The organism is Corallococcus interemptor, from assembly GCF_003668875.1.
Lineage (GTDB): Bacteria > Myxococcota > Myxococcia > Myxococcales > Myxococcaceae > Corallococcus > Corallococcus interemptor.
In genome coordinates this window covers 1-14539 of sequence record NZ_RAWM01000183.1, presented here as the reverse complement: position 1 = coordinate 14539, position 14539 = coordinate 1, and the positions used below count along the sequence as shown (strand labels likewise).

At 69.3% G+C, this 14539-nt stretch carries 15 protein-coding genes and 2 pseudogenes; 9 read left to right on the top strand and 8 right to left on the bottom strand.

The features are described from left to right. A pseudogene (locus D7X96_RS40185) lies at positions 1–466 on the top strand (hypothetical protein); the annotation flags it as partial. Positions 467–551: 85 nt separating this feature from the next. Here D7X96_RS40185 and D7X96_RS36430 read toward each other — a convergent pair. The 3 genes from D7X96_RS36430 to D7X96_RS36420 form a co-directional block, all read right to left on the bottom strand. Further along, on the bottom strand, positions 552–1577 hold the full coding sequence (locus D7X96_RS36430) for a hypothetical protein (protein ID WP_121771807.1): 1026 nt from the start codon (positions 1575–1577) through the stop codon (positions 552–554). 88 nt (positions 1578–1665) lie between these two features. Then, on the bottom strand, positions 1666–3684 hold the full coding sequence (locus tag D7X96_RS36425; RefSeq protein ID WP_121771806.1) for a hypothetical protein: 2019 nt from the start codon (positions 3682–3684) through the stop codon (positions 1666–1668). Positions 3685–3792: 108 nt separating this feature from the next. Continuing rightward, a complete protein-coding gene (locus tag D7X96_RS36420; RefSeq protein WP_244219844.1) occupies positions 3793–4878 on the bottom strand; it encodes a vWA domain-containing protein in 1086 nt (361 codons plus the stop codon). Between the two features lie 207 nt (positions 4879–5085). Between D7X96_RS36420 and D7X96_RS36415 the strand changes: the two genes are divergently transcribed. From D7X96_RS36415 to D7X96_RS36405, 3 genes are read left to right on the top strand one after another with little or no spacing between them, the layout of a single operon-like run. Continuing rightward, positions 5086–5961: a styrene monooxygenase/indole monooxygenase family protein gene (locus D7X96_RS36415; RefSeq protein WP_121771805.1), complete on the top strand. Its 876-nt coding sequence runs from the start codon at positions 5086–5088 to the stop codon at positions 5959–5961. A gap of 31 nt (positions 5962–5992) precedes the next feature. Next, complete coding sequence (locus D7X96_RS36410; RefSeq protein WP_121771804.1) at positions 5993–6382, top strand: hypothetical protein; 390 nt, start codon at positions 5993–5995, stop codon at positions 6380–6382. Then, positions 6379–7152: a hypothetical protein gene (locus tag D7X96_RS36405; RefSeq protein WP_121771803.1), complete on the top strand. Its 774-nt coding sequence runs from the start codon at positions 6379–6381 to the stop codon at positions 7150–7152. The genes D7X96_RS36410 and D7X96_RS36405 overlap by 4 nt, the downstream gene beginning before the upstream one ends. Positions 7153–7350: 198 nt before the next feature. On the opposite strand, the gene D7X96_RS36400 is transcribed toward D7X96_RS36405, so the two are convergent. After that, complete coding sequence (locus tag D7X96_RS36400; RefSeq protein ID WP_120552394.1) at positions 7351–7884, bottom strand: hypothetical protein; 534 nt, start codon at positions 7882–7884, stop codon at positions 7351–7353. Positions 7885–8293: 409 nt separating this feature from the next. Here D7X96_RS36400 and D7X96_RS36395 point away from each other — a divergent pair, with 409 nt between their 5' ends. The 3 genes from D7X96_RS36395 (at position 8294) to D7X96_RS36385 (ending at position 9965) form a co-directional block, all read left to right on the top strand. After that, the gene (locus D7X96_RS36395; RefSeq protein ID WP_120552393.1) at positions 8294–8953 is read left to right on the top strand and encodes a MarR family winged helix-turn-helix transcriptional regulator; all 660 of its coding nucleotides are present in this window, start codon (positions 8294–8296) and stop codon (positions 8951–8953) included. 95 nt (positions 8954–9048) lie between these two features. Further along, entirely contained in the window at positions 9049–9429 is a 381-nt protein-coding gene (locus D7X96_RS36390; RefSeq protein WP_244219843.1) for a protoglobin domain-containing protein, read from the top strand. Beyond that, positions 9429–9965 (top strand): redoxin domain-containing protein, encoded by a 537-nt coding sequence (locus D7X96_RS36385; RefSeq protein ID WP_120552392.1) that lies wholly within the window; start codon positions 9429–9431, stop codon positions 9963–9965. The genes D7X96_RS36390 and D7X96_RS36385 overlap by 1 nt, the downstream gene beginning before the upstream one ends. A gap of 27 nt (positions 9966–9992) precedes the next feature. Here the strand turns inward: D7X96_RS36385 and D7X96_RS36380 are convergent, their stop codons facing one another. From D7X96_RS36380 to D7X96_RS36365, 4 genes are all read right to left on the bottom strand, one after another. Beyond that, entirely contained in the window at positions 9993–10322 is a 330-nt protein-coding gene (locus tag D7X96_RS36380) for a hypothetical protein (protein ID WP_120552391.1), read from the bottom strand. Between the two features lie 150 nt (positions 10323–10472). Next, entirely contained in the window at positions 10473–10835 is a 363-nt protein-coding gene (locus tag D7X96_RS36375; protein WP_121724169.1) for a cytochrome c oxidase assembly factor Coa1 family protein, read from the bottom strand. Between the two features lie 80 nt (positions 10836–10915). Next, positions 10916–11383, bottom strand: coding sequence for a ribonuclease HI (gene rnhA / locus D7X96_RS36370; RefSeq protein WP_121771802.1), 468 nt, complete (start codon positions 11381–11383; stop codon positions 10916–10918). 12 nt (positions 11384–11395) lie between these two features. Next, the gene (locus D7X96_RS36365) at positions 11396–13465 is read right to left on the bottom strand and encodes a WD40 repeat domain-containing protein (RefSeq protein ID WP_121771801.1); all 2070 of its coding nucleotides are present in this window, start codon (positions 13463–13465) and stop codon (positions 11396–11398) included. Between the two features lie 64 nt (positions 13466–13529). Between D7X96_RS36365 and D7X96_RS36360 the strand changes: the two genes are divergently transcribed. Continuing rightward, entirely contained in the window at positions 13530–14273 is a 744-nt protein-coding gene (locus tag D7X96_RS36360; RefSeq protein ID WP_167510920.1) for a DUF72 domain-containing protein, read from the top strand. A gap of 70 nt (positions 14274–14343) precedes the next feature. After that, a pseudogene (locus tag D7X96_RS36355) lies at positions 14344–14539 on the top strand (hypothetical protein); the annotation flags it as partial.

The following is a 14539-nucleotide window of genomic DNA, read 5'->3' as shown; positions in this document are numbered from 1 at the left end:
GGGCGCCACCACCAAGCCCACCACGCCGGGCTCGGCCTCCAAGCCCAACACGCCGGACCTTCCGGGCTCGGTCTCCAAGCCCAACACCCCGGGGCTTCCGGGCGGCGCGAACTCCCCCGCGAGCAAGCTGGACAAGCTCTCCAACCCGCTGTCGGCCCTGAAGCAGGACGGCTTCGACATGGGCGGCATCGGCGGCAAGGCCGCGGAGCTGGGCAAGCTGCTGGAGGGCGCGGCCAACGTGCTGAGCAGCATCGCGCAGCTGGTGCAGGGCATCACGCAGGGCGTGCAGGGTGTCGCGGACGGCGTCGCGGGCGCCGCGGGCGCGGTGGGCGGTGCGGTGGGCGCGGTGGGTGGCGCTGTCGGCGCGGTGGGCGGCGCCGCGGGCAACGTGCTGTCCCTGGTCCAGGGCCAGGGGCTGCCGCAGGACCCGACGGCCGGCATGGCCCAGGCCCCGACGCTGGAGTAGGCCGCACGCGGCAAAAGAAAAAGGCGTGACGGCGATGAGCCGTCACGCCTTTCGCGCGTCTTCACGCCGCGCGTCAGGTGCCGCGCTACTCGATGGCGGCGACCTTGTCGTCCTTGCCGAACTTCACGCGCACCTTGGTGACCTTCGACTTCCAGTAGGTCCAGGTGCTGGAGTGGAACGACGGCGTCTCGTGCGCGGGCGGAGGGCCCCACGCCATGCGCACGGCCTCGCGGCTCATGCCGGGCTCCACCTCCGACGCGGCGACCTTGCGGCGGTCATCCGGAGACAGCGCCTCCAGCTTCGCGGCCTGGTCCTCCTGCGCGAACGCGGCCTGGAACAGCTTCCAGGTGTCCGAGCCCGAGCGCGAGTCGTTCTCGAAGGACAGCTCCGCGCCGGTGTCCACGACCTTGAACTTCACGGAGGACGAGCCCTTGTCCAGGACCTCCACCTTCGCGTTGAACGGGATGATGGGGCCCTTGAGGTAGTTCACCCAGGACACGGTGCCGTCGTCGAAATGGAAGTTCGCGGTCGCGTGGTAGTAGGTCTTCTCCACCACGGGCGCGGGCGCGGCCACGGGCTCGTCGCCAATGCGCACGACCTTGCCCTCGGGGCTGAACTCCACCTCGAACGTGGAGAACTTCGAGTTCCAGTACCGCCAGATGTTGGCCTGGAGCGACGGCGTCTTGTGCGGCGGCGGCGGACCGGCCGTCAGCAGCACGGCCTCGCGCGACATGCCCCTGGCCAGCTCTCCGGCGCGGACCTGCTTCTGCTCCTCCGGCGTCAGCGCGGCGATGCGCGGCGCGGGGTCCTGCTCCGCGAAGAAGGTGGCGAACAGCACGTTGGTGGGCTTGCCCAGGCTCCGGTGCGTCACGAACCGGAACTCCAGGCCCGAGTCGATGACCTTGCAGCGCACCTCGTCGTTGTCCCGCTCCAGCACGGCGACCTTCGCCCCCACGGGGATGGCCGCGCCCTTGCCGCGGTAGTTCACGGCGGAGAGCTGGTTCTTGTTGAGCAGGAAATTGGCCTGGGCATACAGCACCTCGGCCTGGGCCCCCATCGCCGTCAGCAACCCCAGCGCGAACACCGCGCCGAGGACATTCTTTCGAAGCACGCGACAACCCCCTCGGATTGAGCAACGGCGCGGTTGTAGTGGTGTCCCGCGCGCCGCCGCAAGAGGAGGTTCACCGCGGCTCACCGCCCTACCGCTCGGGGATGTAGGCGCCGCCGAAGTTGAGGTTCGGGTCGCCCGAGCGTCCGATGGCGTTGGCGACCCCCGTGTTGATCATCCCGTACATGTCCTGGAGCTCCGCCGGATAGGCCCCCGTGAGCGCCTCGTTTCCGAAGAAGGGCGCCCACGCCTTCTTGAGGATGGCGCCGGAGAGCTTCTTGACGCCGTCCATGCTCGCGTCGACGTCTTGCGCGAAGTAGTTGCCAATCCACTCGAACACCTTCTCCACGCTCGCGTGGTCCCCCGTGCCGCTCTTGATCTTGGAGTAGGCGGCCCCCACGGGGCTGGCCTCGATCGCGGTCTCCACGAAGCTGCCCATCACGTCCACGATGGCCGTCTTGCGCGCGTGCTCGTCGCCCAGGGCCTGCATCGCGTTCCCCGCGCCCTGGTAGAAAGAACCGAGGACGAAGCCCATGTTGCGCGCCAGGACGTTGCCCTGGTCCGCCATGAACTGGGAGTTGCCCTTGTTCGCGGCCAGCGTGTCCACGATGCCCTGCTCGGGCCCCACGCCCAGGTACTTCCGCAGGGCGTCCATCGCGAGGTCCCGGCCCGCCTCGCCGCGGAAGGCGACGTGGTCGAAGAACTTCGCCAGGGGCTTGTCCCCCTCCAGGTCGGACGGTCCGTCGGTGTTGGCGGACGCGTCGATGATGCCCGCGGTGTCCGCCGCGAACATGGCGGCCAGCGCGCGGTGGGTCCCCGGGCTGTCCTGGAGGAAGTCGGAATCCACGGCCAGCGAGGCCTGCTGGAACGCCTCGAAGCGCAGCGCCTTCGCGGCCTGGGGGTTGGAGAAGCTGTCCGGGTTGAGGAGCGCCACGTCCATCAGGAACTCGTTCACCCCTGCCAGCGCGGCCCCCTGGAAATTGTCGCCGGTCAGCATCTCCGGTGCGTCCCCGGCGGCGAGCGTGGCCAGGAACCGCGTGCGCTGCGTGTCGGGCAGGTCGGCGATGGGGCCCAGTCCATCCGTCGGGCTCTGGGTCATCGAGCCCAGGGCCCACGCCACGGCGCGGGCCTCCTCGGGCTCGAGCGAATCCGGGTCGGTCTTGAAGTCCTCCAGATAGCCGCTGGCGAAGTCACTCCGGAGCGCGTCGCTGCCGGAGTTCGCGACGATCCACGCCGCGATGGAGGCGCCGGGCGCCGTGCACTCGGGCTCCCCGCGCTGGATGCCCTGCAGCGCGGCGGCGGCCTCCGCCTGGCCCGGCGAGCCCGGGGGCAGCGAGTGGAGGGCGCCCATCATCCGGGACAGGCCCTGCAGCTGGGCCTCGGTCGCCTCGCGGTTCGGAGTCTGCGGGCTGCCCGCGAGCTCGACGCCAAAGGCCAGCGCCTCCCCCAGCACCTGGGACCCCAGCGCCTGCACCAGCTTGCCCTGGTCCTCGACGGGGAAGGACTCGGCGGCGGCGGACAGGAGGGTCCTGGCGATTCCCGGCCCCTCGCCGGGCTTGTCGCGCAGCTGCCCCATCAACTGCGCGACCCGGTCCGAGCCCAGGGCGGCCATCAGCTCCCGGCGGAAGGCGACGGCCTCGGGGCTCGTGCCCGGGTGTGCGTCCAGGATGAGGGCCAACCCAACGGACTGGCCCTGGGGAGCGTACGTGTTGAGCTCATCCAGGGCCGCCTGGACCTCCGGGGAGGCCGCCTGGGCTGGGGCCGGGGTCTGCGTGGGCGCGACGACCTGCGTGCCCTGGATGATGGGACCGCCCGGCGGAGGCACGGAGCCCGGGATGGTGCCGCCCCGGGCCGGAGCGGCGCCGCCCGGCATGGGCGTGGACATGGGCGCGGGCGTGGGCGTGGGCGTGAAGGCCTGGAACGTCGTGCTCCCGCCCAGCAGCTGGGTCTGGCGCGTCCGGGGCGTGGGGGTGAAGAGGTCCTGGTTCCGCTGTTGCTGGAAGGGATTGGGCGCCACCTGGCGCGGGGGCGGAGGCTCGACCCTCGCCAGGATGGGCTTGTGCTCCTGCAACGGCTGCGACTGCGTCGGAACGCGGAACTGGATCTTCATGGATGGCTCCCCCTCATCACGCGTGAGCGCACGCTTGAGACGTGGCTCTATCAACGCGTGCGGGAGGAGCGTGCTTAAACGCGATTAAACGCGGTTAAGCCTCACGTCTCACGCGGCGGCGCGAGCGCCGTCCCAGTCCTCGACCTCGTAGAGGAACTTCGTGCCGCCCTTGAGCTTGCGATTGGCGGACGTGCTCTGCACGAAGACGACGTACTTCTCCAGGCTCGCGGGCCGGATGCGCACCGTCTCCCCCGGCGGCAGCCCGAGCATCTCCCGCGCGCGCTCGCCGCTGTAGAGGTCGCCGGACTTGCGGTCCATCAGCACCACCTCCTTGCGGCCCTGGATGGTCTCCGTCTTGGTGAACTCGTAGAAGCCGCGCCCCGTCTTGAAGCCCAGGCCGTTCTCCGTCACGAACTCCTTGATGGCGCTGTCCGCCTCCACCTCCAGCACCTGGAAGCGCCCCGGCGGCACCGCGCGCAGGTCCGTCTCACCGAAGAGCGTGGACGCGGCCCGCTTGAGCATCGTGTTGAACATCGCGTTCAGGCCGCGGTTCATGCGGCCCTCGCGAGACACCTCCGCTTCGTACGCCTGGAGCTGCGCGTCCGAGGACTGCTTGTAGCAGACAGCCAGCAGCATGTCGGTGACGTGTGAGAACTGATCCAGGCTCAGGTGGAAGCCGCCGGACCTCTCCGCCAGCTCCTTGTAGAACGACGTCGCGTGGCGGCGGTTCAGCGCCTGGACGCCATACACGGGCACGCCCTTCTCCCCCAGCGCGGCCGCCTCCTTGCGCCAGTCCAGCTTCTTGGGGTTCTGCTGCGGCGCGTGCGGCACGTCGTCGCCAATGAGCACGAACGCCTTCGTGTAGCCCTCTGTCCAGGACAGGCTCCGGGCCTCGTGCAGCACCAGCTCGTAGCACTCCGGCGCGTCGCCGCCGCCCGTCTGCTCCACCTTCTCCACGAAGCGCGTGATGGCCTTCGCGTCGTCCGTGAGGTCCAGCGCCTTGGTCACGTACGTGGACTTCGCGTCACAGTAATCGCCGTGCGCGATGATGCCGATGCGGATGCCTGGAATCTCCTTCGTCAGCCGGGCCACGGCGGCCCCCAGCTTCTTCCGCACCTGCGCGAGACACGGATACATGCTGCCCGTGGTGTCAAAGCTGAAGACGACCTCGACGCGGTTATCAATCACAGACATGGCCATGGCGGACTCCCCCTCGCGCGGTTTTTTCTCGCTGCGACGGGAAGAACAGTACGTGAGGGGTCTGACACGAAATGGGGGGTCTCGTACCGCCGTACACAGCCAGGACGGAGCCTCCAGGAGCTGGGGCTCGACTTCTGGCAGGGCCAGGGGGAGTACGCCAGCGGCGGGGACCTGGACGTCTGCGCGGCGCCCGGTCAGCGGGTGCTGCGCGAGGTGGACGTGGACGCGCTGGAGAAACTGGCCCCGGAGCATGACCTGGTGGTCGTGACGACGGGCCGCAACAGCTTCACCCGGCTGTTCGAAAGAGACGCGGAGCGCAGCGTCCATACCCAGCCACCGCGCAACCTGGCGGCAATGATTGTCACCGGCATGAAGCCGTTGCGTGAGACGCCCTACCCCGCGCTCAAGTTCATCCTGACGGCGGGCCACGGCGAGTATTTCTCCATGCCGTACTTCGACCGCATCCGAGGGCCGCAGGACTGCATCCTGCTGGAGGCCATCCCCGGCCAGGGCCTGGACCGCTTCGGCGGCGTGAGCACCGCGCGCGACGCGATGGAGCGGATGAAGGGCGTGCTGCGGGACTTCTCACCCTGGGTGGCGGAGCGGCTGGAGGGCGCGTCCATCGTGGACGAGTCGTCCTGGCTCACCGGCGCGTTCACGCCCACGGTGCGCAAGCCGGTGGGGAGGCTGCCGTCGGGCCGGGCGGTGCTGGGGATGGGGGATGTCGTGATGCTCAACGACCCCATCGCGGGCCAGGGGCTCAACAGCGCGTCGAAGCAGGCGCACGCGATGACGGAGGCCATCCTCGCGCACGGCGACCAGCCCTTCACGCCGGACTGGATGGAGCAGACCTTCGAGCACTTCTGGCGGACGGAGGGCCAGTACATCACCGCGTTCACCAACCTGCTGCTCCAGCCGCCACCGCCGCACGTGCTGGGCTACCTGGGGGCCGCGTCGACGGTGCCGTCCCTGGCCGACACGTTCTTCACCAACTTCGGAGAGCCGCAGCGCTTCTGGCCCTGGATTGTCAGCCCTGAAGAGACGCAGGCCCGCATCCAGCAAGCGGCCGCCGCGTAGTCTAGGATGGCGTCCCCATGGGGAACGCGACATGAGCGGCGAGGGCTCGAAGCCCGTCGCCGTGGTGCTGGTGGGGCTGACGAACTTCCGGCTGGGACGCATCCTGCTGTGGACCGCGACGGTGTTCCTGGGGCTGTTGGCGCTCGTGCCGGGCCCGGACAGCGACCTCCTGTGGAGCATGGCCGCCATCACAGGAGTGCTCGCGCTGATTGGGACGGGCACGGCGTGGTGGAAGGAGCGCCGGTCCTCCAGTCCCATTCCCTGGCTGCTGCCCCGGCTGGCCGTGGGTGCCCTGCTCTTCGGCGCCGCCGCGCTCCTGATGTGGTGGCGGCAGCGAGGCGAGCTGAAGGCCAGCACGCCGGTGTCACCGCCCTTGGCGGAGGACGTGGACCGGTGGGCAGCGGTGGAGCGTTCGTCATGAGCCAGGCGGCGTTGAAGACCCAGGCCCAGGACGTGGCGCCTGCGCGTGAGTCCACGGGGAGCATCGTCCGCGCGGGCGTGCGGAGCCTGGTCGCCATGGTGCCCGCGCTGCTGGGCTCCGGCGTGAAGGGCGCGCTGAAGGGCTTCTTCCTCTTCGGGTGTTTTGGCGCGGTGCTGGCGGGCGCCTTCATGCTCGCGCCGCGTTGGACGGGCGCGGCCCCGACGCCTCCATGGCTGAACTACTTGAGCTTCGTGCTCACGCCCCTGTCCCTGGCGTTGGCGGGGGGCTACGTGTGGATGCTCCACGCGGTCAGCTCGCGGCTGGCGAGCGAGGTCCGGGCGCGGGGCCTGATGGGCTATGCGTACGCCATCCTCAAGCCCGCGACGCTGCAGGTCGCCCGGCGCCTGCGCGGAGCCGGCACGCCCAGCCGCGCGGAGCTGACCCGGGCCATCCAGGAGTCGGTGGCGGAGCGGATGCACGAGCCCGAGGAGGCACGTGAGTCCGCGGCCTCTCGCGCCGGATGGCTGGAGGGCTTCCTGTTGGACCAGTCCCGCCGGGTGCTGGGGCTCATTGCCCTGCGTGCGGTGCTGACGTCGCCGGACGTGTCCTCCGCGGTGCGGGAGATGGAGCTGCTGGCCATCGACCGGCTGGAGGGCGTGTTGGAGGAGACGCTGGAGGACCTGTTCTTCCTCCAGATGGTGCTCACGCTCGGTGTGGGGGTCCTGGTCGCCGCGTTGCCCACGATCCTGCTCCTCTTCCTGCCGCGCTGAGCGGGGACCTGGCGGCCTCTGCTAGCGTCCTGCGACCCCGCCAGAGCGGGACAGGAGGCGACGCCGGGATGGACTCACTGGACGCGCGCATGGAGCGGCTGGAAGGCCGGCTCCGACGGTGGCAGGGCCTGACCCTCGCGGCCTTCGTGCAGGACTAGCACTTGGGGAGCTCCTGGAACGGCCTTCTGCGCGGACACATCACTTCTGGATTTCGTCGAGCATCAGGGACCAGGCGTCCTGCTCCCAGACCGACAATGGCAACGTGGAGCAGAGATACAGGGCGACGAGGTCGCTCTTTCTCCCGGCGTGCACGAGCGCCTGGACCAGCGCGTGGGTCACGACGTTCTTGAGGCCGAACTCGGTCATCAGCTTCGCCGCGTAATGATTGGCGATGACCTTGCGGGCGCGCGCGAGCAGGTTCCCCCAGAGATAGCGGTGGGTATTGCTCATGATGTTGGGGCGCGACTCGTTGCACATGTCTTTCTTCGACCCTTGGAGCGCCACCTTCAAGCTCATGGCGTAGGGCTCATCGCAGTACCACTGCCGCTGGTCCCATTTGACATGCACCTCGAAGAGCGCACCCGAGGCCACGATCAGGAACTTCACGTTCAGGCCCGGGAACTTCGTGCTCTGCCAGAAGTCGAAGGGGTCTCCCTCGGTGTAGTCCACGAAGGTGGGCCAGCGGTCCTGCCCCGTGATGGCGTTCTCGATGTCATCGGTGCTGATGCCCATCGCGCTGCCATAGCCGGTGGACCCCTTGGTTCCCGAGGAGGACCCACGGGAGGTGGAGACAGGCGCGTGGAAGACCGGAGTGCTCCTCGACCAGGCACAGCATGGACGTCCACGGTTCCAGCAGCCACCGCAGATGTAATACCCGCAGCCCCTGCAGTGCTGCGGACTGTGCCTCACACAGTAGAACAGCGTGCAGAAGGGACACTGCGCCTGTTGAATGGTCTGGGCCGGATGCTTGCACCCGTAAACGGCGCATTGGACATACGTCACAGGTGGCGGCGGGTAGTACATGAGGATGAGACCTCCATGTCGCAGGCTACCCCGCTGGAACTCGCTGGAAACAGGACGGAGCCAGTCGGGTGGCCTGTCTGCCCTGACTACTTAGGAGTCCTAAGTTACATCCAGACCCATGACAGGGAAGCGACCGGGCTACTTCGAGGAGAACAACGAGCCCATCTCCGCGCGCATCGCGACCGGGCTGCACAAGATTGGCCTCGCGATGAAGCAGCAGTCGTGGCAGCAGGCCAATGGCGTGGGCCTGTCCGCCACGCAGGGGCAGATCCTCGCCACGCTGGTCGCGAGCGGGCCCCTCACCGGCAAGGAATTGAGCGAGCGCCTTGGCGTGACGCTCCCCACCATCAGCGACTCGGTCCGCGTCCTCGTCGAGAAGGCGATGGTGACCAGGTCCGCGGACCCCAGGCACCCGCGCGCCAGCCTCCTGACGCCGACAGCGGCGGGCGCCGCGCTGGGGGCCCGTGCACGCTCGTGGCCGGAGTTCATGGCGGACGCGGTCGCGGACCTCGCGCCTGAAGAACAGCGCGCGTTCTTCGCCGGCATCGTCAAGATGATCCGGATGCTCCAGGAGCAGGGGCTCGTTCCGGTCTCCGGCATGTGCGTGACGTGCAAGCACTTCCGCCCGAACGTGCGCACCGGCCCGGCGCCGCATCACTGCGCCTTCGTGGACGCGCCGCTCTCCAGTGAGCAACTGCGCCTCGATTGCCCGGAACACGAGCTCGCGGCGGAGTCAGCGCGACGGGAGGTCTGGGAGCAGTTCATGCGTCGCGCCTGACGCCCTCACGCCTCACCCACGAATGAACACGGATTCCGCGGCCACCTCCGGCCGACGGCAACGGCGGAGCTCTGCCCGCCGAAGGAGCAGTCACCATGAGCAACATCCCCGGCTATACCCTTGGCAAGCCGCTGGGTGACTACCTCACCTCCGTCCGCAAGCGCTTCGGCCAGTGGATCCTCGACACGTCGAACGCCCGGTACGACCAGGCCTGGCTCGACTACCAGCATGAGATTGGCCTGCGTCACCACCGGGCGCGGAAGAACCGGACGGACGGTGCCCCGTCGACGGACCTCGTGCCCTTCCGGAACCTGTTCGCGCTCATCTTCCCGGTGACCTTCACCCTGCGCCCCTTCCTGGCCAAGCAGGGCCACTCCCCGGAGGACGTCGAGAAGATGTACGGGGCGTGGGTGAAGTCCTGCCTGTTGCAGGTGACGCTCTGGGCCCATCCCTACATCAAGGACGGGGACTTCTGATGCTTCCGCGCCCCGCACCGGCATGGCAGACGACCACCTGGCTCAACACACCGGAGCCGCTCACGCTGGAGCGGCTCCGAGGCAAGGTCATCCTCCTCCACGCCTTCCAGATGCTCTGCCCCGGCTGCGTCGCCCGGGGCATCCCGCAGGCCCAGCGCGTCGCGGAGGTCTTCGCGGGCGCGCCGCTCGTCGTCGTCGGGCTGCACACGGTCTTCGAGCACCACGAGGCCATGAAGCTCGAATCCCTGCGCGCGTTCCTCCACGAGTACCGGGTGAAGTTCCCGGTGGGCGTGGACGCGCCGGGCGAAGGCGGCGACCCCATCCCCAGGACCATGAGCGCCTACGCCATGCGGGGAACGCCGACCACGGTGCTCATCGACGCGCAGGGGCGCCTTCGCCGGCAGGTCTTCGGTGTGCACGACGACCTGCAGCTGGGCGCCGAAATCCAGACCCTGCTGCTCGAGGCCCAATCGCAACCCGCCGAGGCCTGTGACGACGGCGGCTGCGCCCTGCCCCTGGTCGCATCGAGAGACTGACCGCGCCCCTCGGCGAGCGGCGGAGACTCAGGCGTCGGGCGCGTCCCCAGTGGCTTCTTCGATGTCGTGGCTCTGGGGCGTTCTCTCGAACTTCCGTGCGTAATGGATGGCGGCGCCTACCGGCAGGAGGAAGTGACCTATCACCCTCCCAAGGAACTCCGCCTGCATGCCCATGGCCCCCTCCCCGGCCCTTTCAGCGATCAGTGAATTGCCTCGCATCCACGTCCAAACAAACAAGACCGCGGCTGCCCCCAGGTACCACGCGGCCCCATTCATCAGCGGACGCTTCGCAATGCGATTCACCACCTTCTCTGCGCCCATGAAGAGAAGGAAGAGAATGATAGGTCCCAGCCCCATTGAGTTTCCCCCCTGCGGTCGATTCCATCAGCGAGCGCGCTGTCAGGAATCGTGACCCGGGGGTGAACGGGTGGGCAAGAAGCCTGGCCTCCAGTCATGTGCCGGAGCGCACCCTGCGTGCACGACTCGACATTGCATGAATTGACACTTTCAGTACGCCGCAAGGACGTTGATGACCTTGCCGTCCTGCGCCACCACGCGAAGGCGGCTGAAACCCCAGACCTTGCTTGTCTGGACGGCCCGCACCTGCAGCACGCCGTCCTGCTTGCTTCCAGACAGCGGAATCTCCATTTCAGCCACCGCGTCGTCGTCGCGCGACTGGGTCTTGCCCGAAAAGAAGAAGCCCCCACTCACGGGCTCGCCGAGTGTCTGGACCACCTGACGGTGGTTCACCACCCGCGCCAATGCCTCACTGTGGGGAAATTGACTCCGGAACCAGAGGCCGCCGCAACCGCAGCACATCAGCGGCAATCCCACGAGCGCTCCGAGCACCCACTTCACCGTCGGCGACATTCCTGCCTCCTGGCCCGTTTGGACCTGACGACGTGGCGAGGAGGCCTCTAAGCGCCTGGCGGCTCCGGCAAAAACAGACGCTAGCGCCCGAGCCGCGCCGCCAGGTCCAGCCGGGCCGCCACCGCCAGCGCGTCCGCGCGGTTGTTCTCCACGTCATCCGCGTGGCCCCGCACCCAATGCCAGGTCACCTGGTGGGCGCGGACGGCGTCCAGCAGCTCGCGCCACAGGTCCGCGTTGGACACGGGCTTCTTGGCCGACGTGCGCCAGCCATTCGCCTGCCATGCGTCCAGCCACCTCTCCGCGAAGGCGTTGCACACGTACTTCGAATCGGTGAACACCTGGACGCGGCACGGCATCTTCAGGGCCTTCAGCGCGACGAGCGCCGCGGTCAGCTCCATCCGGTTGTTGGTGGAGTCCGCCTCCGCGCCCTGGAGCTCCTTGCGGTAGTCCTTGCGCTCGGGGGCGATGAGGATGGCGCCCCAGCCTCCCAGGCCGGGGTTCGGGGAACAGGCGCCGTCACAGTAGATGTGGACCAGGGGAAGCGACATCGGACGCGCACCCTACCTGGGCTGGAGGGCCGGAGGCACCTTCGCTCCGAGCCCGGACAGGTCCTTGAGCCCCAGCTCCTGGCGGTAGCGCTCCAGCGGATGGAGGGTTCGCGGCTCCGAAGCGAAGCGGAGCCCGGCGAAATCACCTCCCCCTTCGGAGGCCGTGAAGAACAACCGCGTGGGATGACAGGCCAGCCACTCGCCACCGGTGTCGGACGCCATCCAGCGCTCCCGCTCTCCCGCCTCCGACCAGAGCACCACGCTCCCGTCCAGGCCTCCCGAGGCGAAGGTGCCTCCCTTCGGATTCCAGGCCACGGAGGAGACCGCACCCGCATGGCCGATGAGATCCGCCGCCACGTCGCCGGTGGCGATGTTCCAGCGCTTCACCGTGCCGTCCATGCCACTGGAGACGAGCGTGCGGCCATCGGGGCTCCAGGTCAGGGAGGAGACGTCTCCGATGTGGCCGGCCAGTGCTCTCCCCCGGGCACCGTTGGCGGCGTTCCACAACACGATGGACGGGCCCCTCCCTGCCGCGGCCAGCGTGCGGCCATCGGGGCTCCAGGCCAGGGTCCGGATCGCGAAAGGCTCTCGGTCGAATGTTCGCACCGGGGCGCCCGTGGCGCCGTTCCAGAGCCGGAGCTCGCCATCCTCGTCCGAGGACGCAAGCAGCCGGCCATCGGGGCTCCAGGCCACGGCGACCACCGGGACCGCGTGGCCCTTGAGGGTGCGCACTGCGGTGCCCTTCCCGGAGTTCCACAGGACGATGCTGCCGTCCTCGCCCCCCGTCGAGAGCAACGGGCCTCGGGGGCTCCAGGCCACGGACCAGACCCTCCCGTCGGGATTGAGGGTCCGCACGGACGTCCCCCGCGTGACGTCCCAGAGCACGACGCGATCCACGTCGGTCACCACCGCCAGCATCTTGCCATCCGGGCGCCACGAGAGGCCCAGCACTTCGAGGCTGCCGCCAGGCAGGACCCGCGTGCGCCTGCCGGCGGCGTTCCAGAGCGCGACGTCACCCATCCCGCCCACCGCGAGCGTCTGGCCATCCCGGCTCCAGGCCAGGGCCCAGGCCGGGTTGCTGCTGACGCGGGTGCGCACCACGGCGCCGTCAGCGACGTTCCAGAACGACAGCGAGCCATCCTGGCTGCCCGCGACGAGCGTCCCGCCATCCCGGCTCCAGGTGACGGCGGAGGCCTTGCGCCCCTCCTGCGGCGGGAAGGTCCGCCCCCGCTCGCCCGTGGCGCCATCCCACAGGTGGAGCTCCCCCGCCTCGTTCGCCGAGGCGAACTGGCTCCCGTCCGGACTCCACGCCAGGGAGACGACCTTGTACGCGAGCCCGGACCGGGCCTGGACCCGCGTGCCCGTGGCGACGTCCCAGACCTTCACGTTCCCCATCACGTCCGCGGCGACGAGCCGCCGCGAGTCCGGGCTCATGGCCAGGGCCCAGATGGAGCCGCCCTCGCCGGGGATGGAGCCAAGGGGCTCGGGCGCGTCGGGGCTCCAGAACGTCAGGCCTCCCTTGCTGTTACCCACGACGAGCGTCCGCCCATCGCGGCTCCAGACGAGGGGCTGGCTGTAGGGGACGGATTCGGCGTGCTGGCGCGACAGGGCGCCCTTGGCGACGTCCCAGAACTTCAGCTTGCCGTCCGCCGTTCCGCTCATCGCGAGGGTCCGTCCATCCGGGCTCCAGGCGATGCGAATCGTGCTGTCGAACTGGCCCGGCAGGAAGCGCGCGGGCGCGCCGCTGGCGACGTCCCAGAGCATCACCCGGTCATCGGCCACCAGGGCCAGCGTCCCGCCCACCGGGCTCCAGGCCAGGTCGCGGACGCGCTCCACCCGGGGGACCAGGGTCTGGAGCAGCGCGCCCGTGTCGCCCGCCCAGAGCTTCACGGTGCCATCCCAGCTCGCCGAGGCGAGCATCTTCTCATCCGGGCTCCACTCGACCCGGACGACCCGCGACGCATGCCCGAGCCTCGGCACGAGCTCCGGCGTCTCCACGCCAGCCGGGCCCGGGGTGCCCCCGTCCATCGTGAGTCCGGCCATGAACAGCACCGGAATGAACAGCGCGGCGACTCCAGCCATGGCTTCCCCCCTGCGACGCGGTGGCCGGGGTTGTAGCACCCCCGCCCGTGCCTAGCTTTCCCCGGTGCGACACGGACCTTCGAGCCCTGCCCCTGAGCGCCGCCGGGTCGGCTGTGCCGGCTGGAGCCTGTCGAGCGCGGTGGCGGAACACTTCCCCACGGAAGGGACCCACCTGGAGCGCTATGCGCGCGTGCTCCCCGCGGTGGAGATCAACTCCTCCTTCTACCGGCCCCACCGGCCCGGCACCTATGCCCGCTGGCGTGACAGCGTTCCGGAGGCGTTCCAGTTCGCGGTGAAGGTCCCCAAGGTCATCACCCATGAGCTGCGCTTGCGCGATGCACGTGAGCCGCTCGAGCGCTTCCTGGACGAGGCGGGCCACCTGGAAGCGAAGCTGGGATGCCTGCTGGTGCAGCTGCCCCCCAGCCTTGCGTTCCACGATGAAGTGGCCCGCGCGTTCTTCCAGGACCTGCGGGAGCGGACCCCGGTGGACGTCGTGTGCGAGCCCCGGCACCGGACCTGGTTCACGGACGAAGCGCGGCAGACACTGGACGCGTCGCGCATCCGTTACGTCAGAGCGGATCCGCCCGCGGTGAGCGCGCCCCAGCCCCCTGACGCGGAGGTCGTCTACTACCGGCTGCATGGCTCGCCGAAGATGTATTACTCCGCGTACTCCGCCGCGTTCCTGGAGGCGCTGTCCGTGGAGGTCTCCCACCACGAGCAGGCCGGCCGCCGGGTGTGGTGCATCTTCGACAACACGGCGGAGGGCGCGGCCCTCCCGAATGCACTGTCATTGCTGCATCGCGAATGAGCGCGAAAGGCCGCGCCCTGGACGCTGTGCGCGCCGTCGCGCTATGGCTTGCACCTCCCCGGGAGACACCATGTCCGCGCAGACGTCGCCGCAGGAAATCACCGCGCAGGTGCGCCAGCGCATCGTCGACCTGGCGAGGCAGGGCGGCTACTTCGACGCGGTCCTGGGCGCGGGGCCGGAGCTGGACCGGCTGAAGCATTACCTGCGCATGCTCGGCGGACAGGTGCCCCCGCCTGCTGCCCGGCCCGACCAGTCCCCCACCATCT

Bases quoted from the DNA above. Each gene is read 5' to 3' on its own strand.
- D7X96_RS36405 (WP_121771803.1), top strand. From the start codon at position 6,379: ATGAGCCAGGCGGCGTTGAAGACCCAGGCCCAGGACGTGGCGCCTGCG.
- D7X96_RS36425 (WP_121771806.1), bottom strand. From the start codon at position 3,684: ATGAAGATCCAGTTCCGCGTTCCGACGCAGTCGCAGCCGTTGCAGGAG.
- rnhA (WP_121771802.1), bottom strand. From the start codon at position 11,383: ATGTCGCTTCCCCTGGTCCACATCTACTGTGACGGCGCCTGTTCCCCG.
- D7X96_RS36395 (WP_120552393.1), top strand. From the start codon at position 8,294: ATGACAGGGAAGCGACCGGGCTACTTCGAGGAGAACAACGAGCCCATC.
- D7X96_RS36375 (WP_121724169.1), bottom strand. From the start codon at position 10,835: ATGTCGCCGACGGTGAAGTGGGTGCTCGGAGCGCTCGTGGGATTGCCG.
- D7X96_RS36385 (WP_120552392.1), top strand. From the start codon at position 9,429: ATGCTTCCGCGCCCCGCACCGGCATGGCAGACGACCACCTGGCTCAAC.
- D7X96_RS36390 (WP_244219843.1), top strand. From the start codon at position 9,049: ATGAGCAACATCCCCGGCTATACCCTTGGCAAGCCGCTGGGTGACTAC.
- D7X96_RS36380 (WP_120552391.1), bottom strand. From the start codon at position 10,322: ATGGGGCTGGGACCTATCATTCTCTTCCTTCTCTTCATGGGCGCAGAG.
- D7X96_RS36365 (WP_121771801.1), bottom strand. From the start codon at position 13,465: ATGGCTGGAGTCGCCGCGCTGTTCATTCCGGTGCTGTTCATGGCCGGA.
- D7X96_RS36400 (WP_120552394.1), bottom strand. From the start codon at position 7,884: ATGGGCATCAGCACCGATGACATCGAGAACGCCATCACGGGGCAGGAC.
- D7X96_RS36410 (WP_121771804.1), top strand. From the start codon at position 5,993: ATGAGCGGCGAGGGCTCGAAGCCCGTCGCCGTGGTGCTGGTGGGGCTG.
- D7X96_RS36420 (WP_244219844.1), bottom strand. From the start codon at position 4,878: ATGTCTGTGATTGATAACCGCGTCGAGGTCGTCTTCAGCTTTGACACC.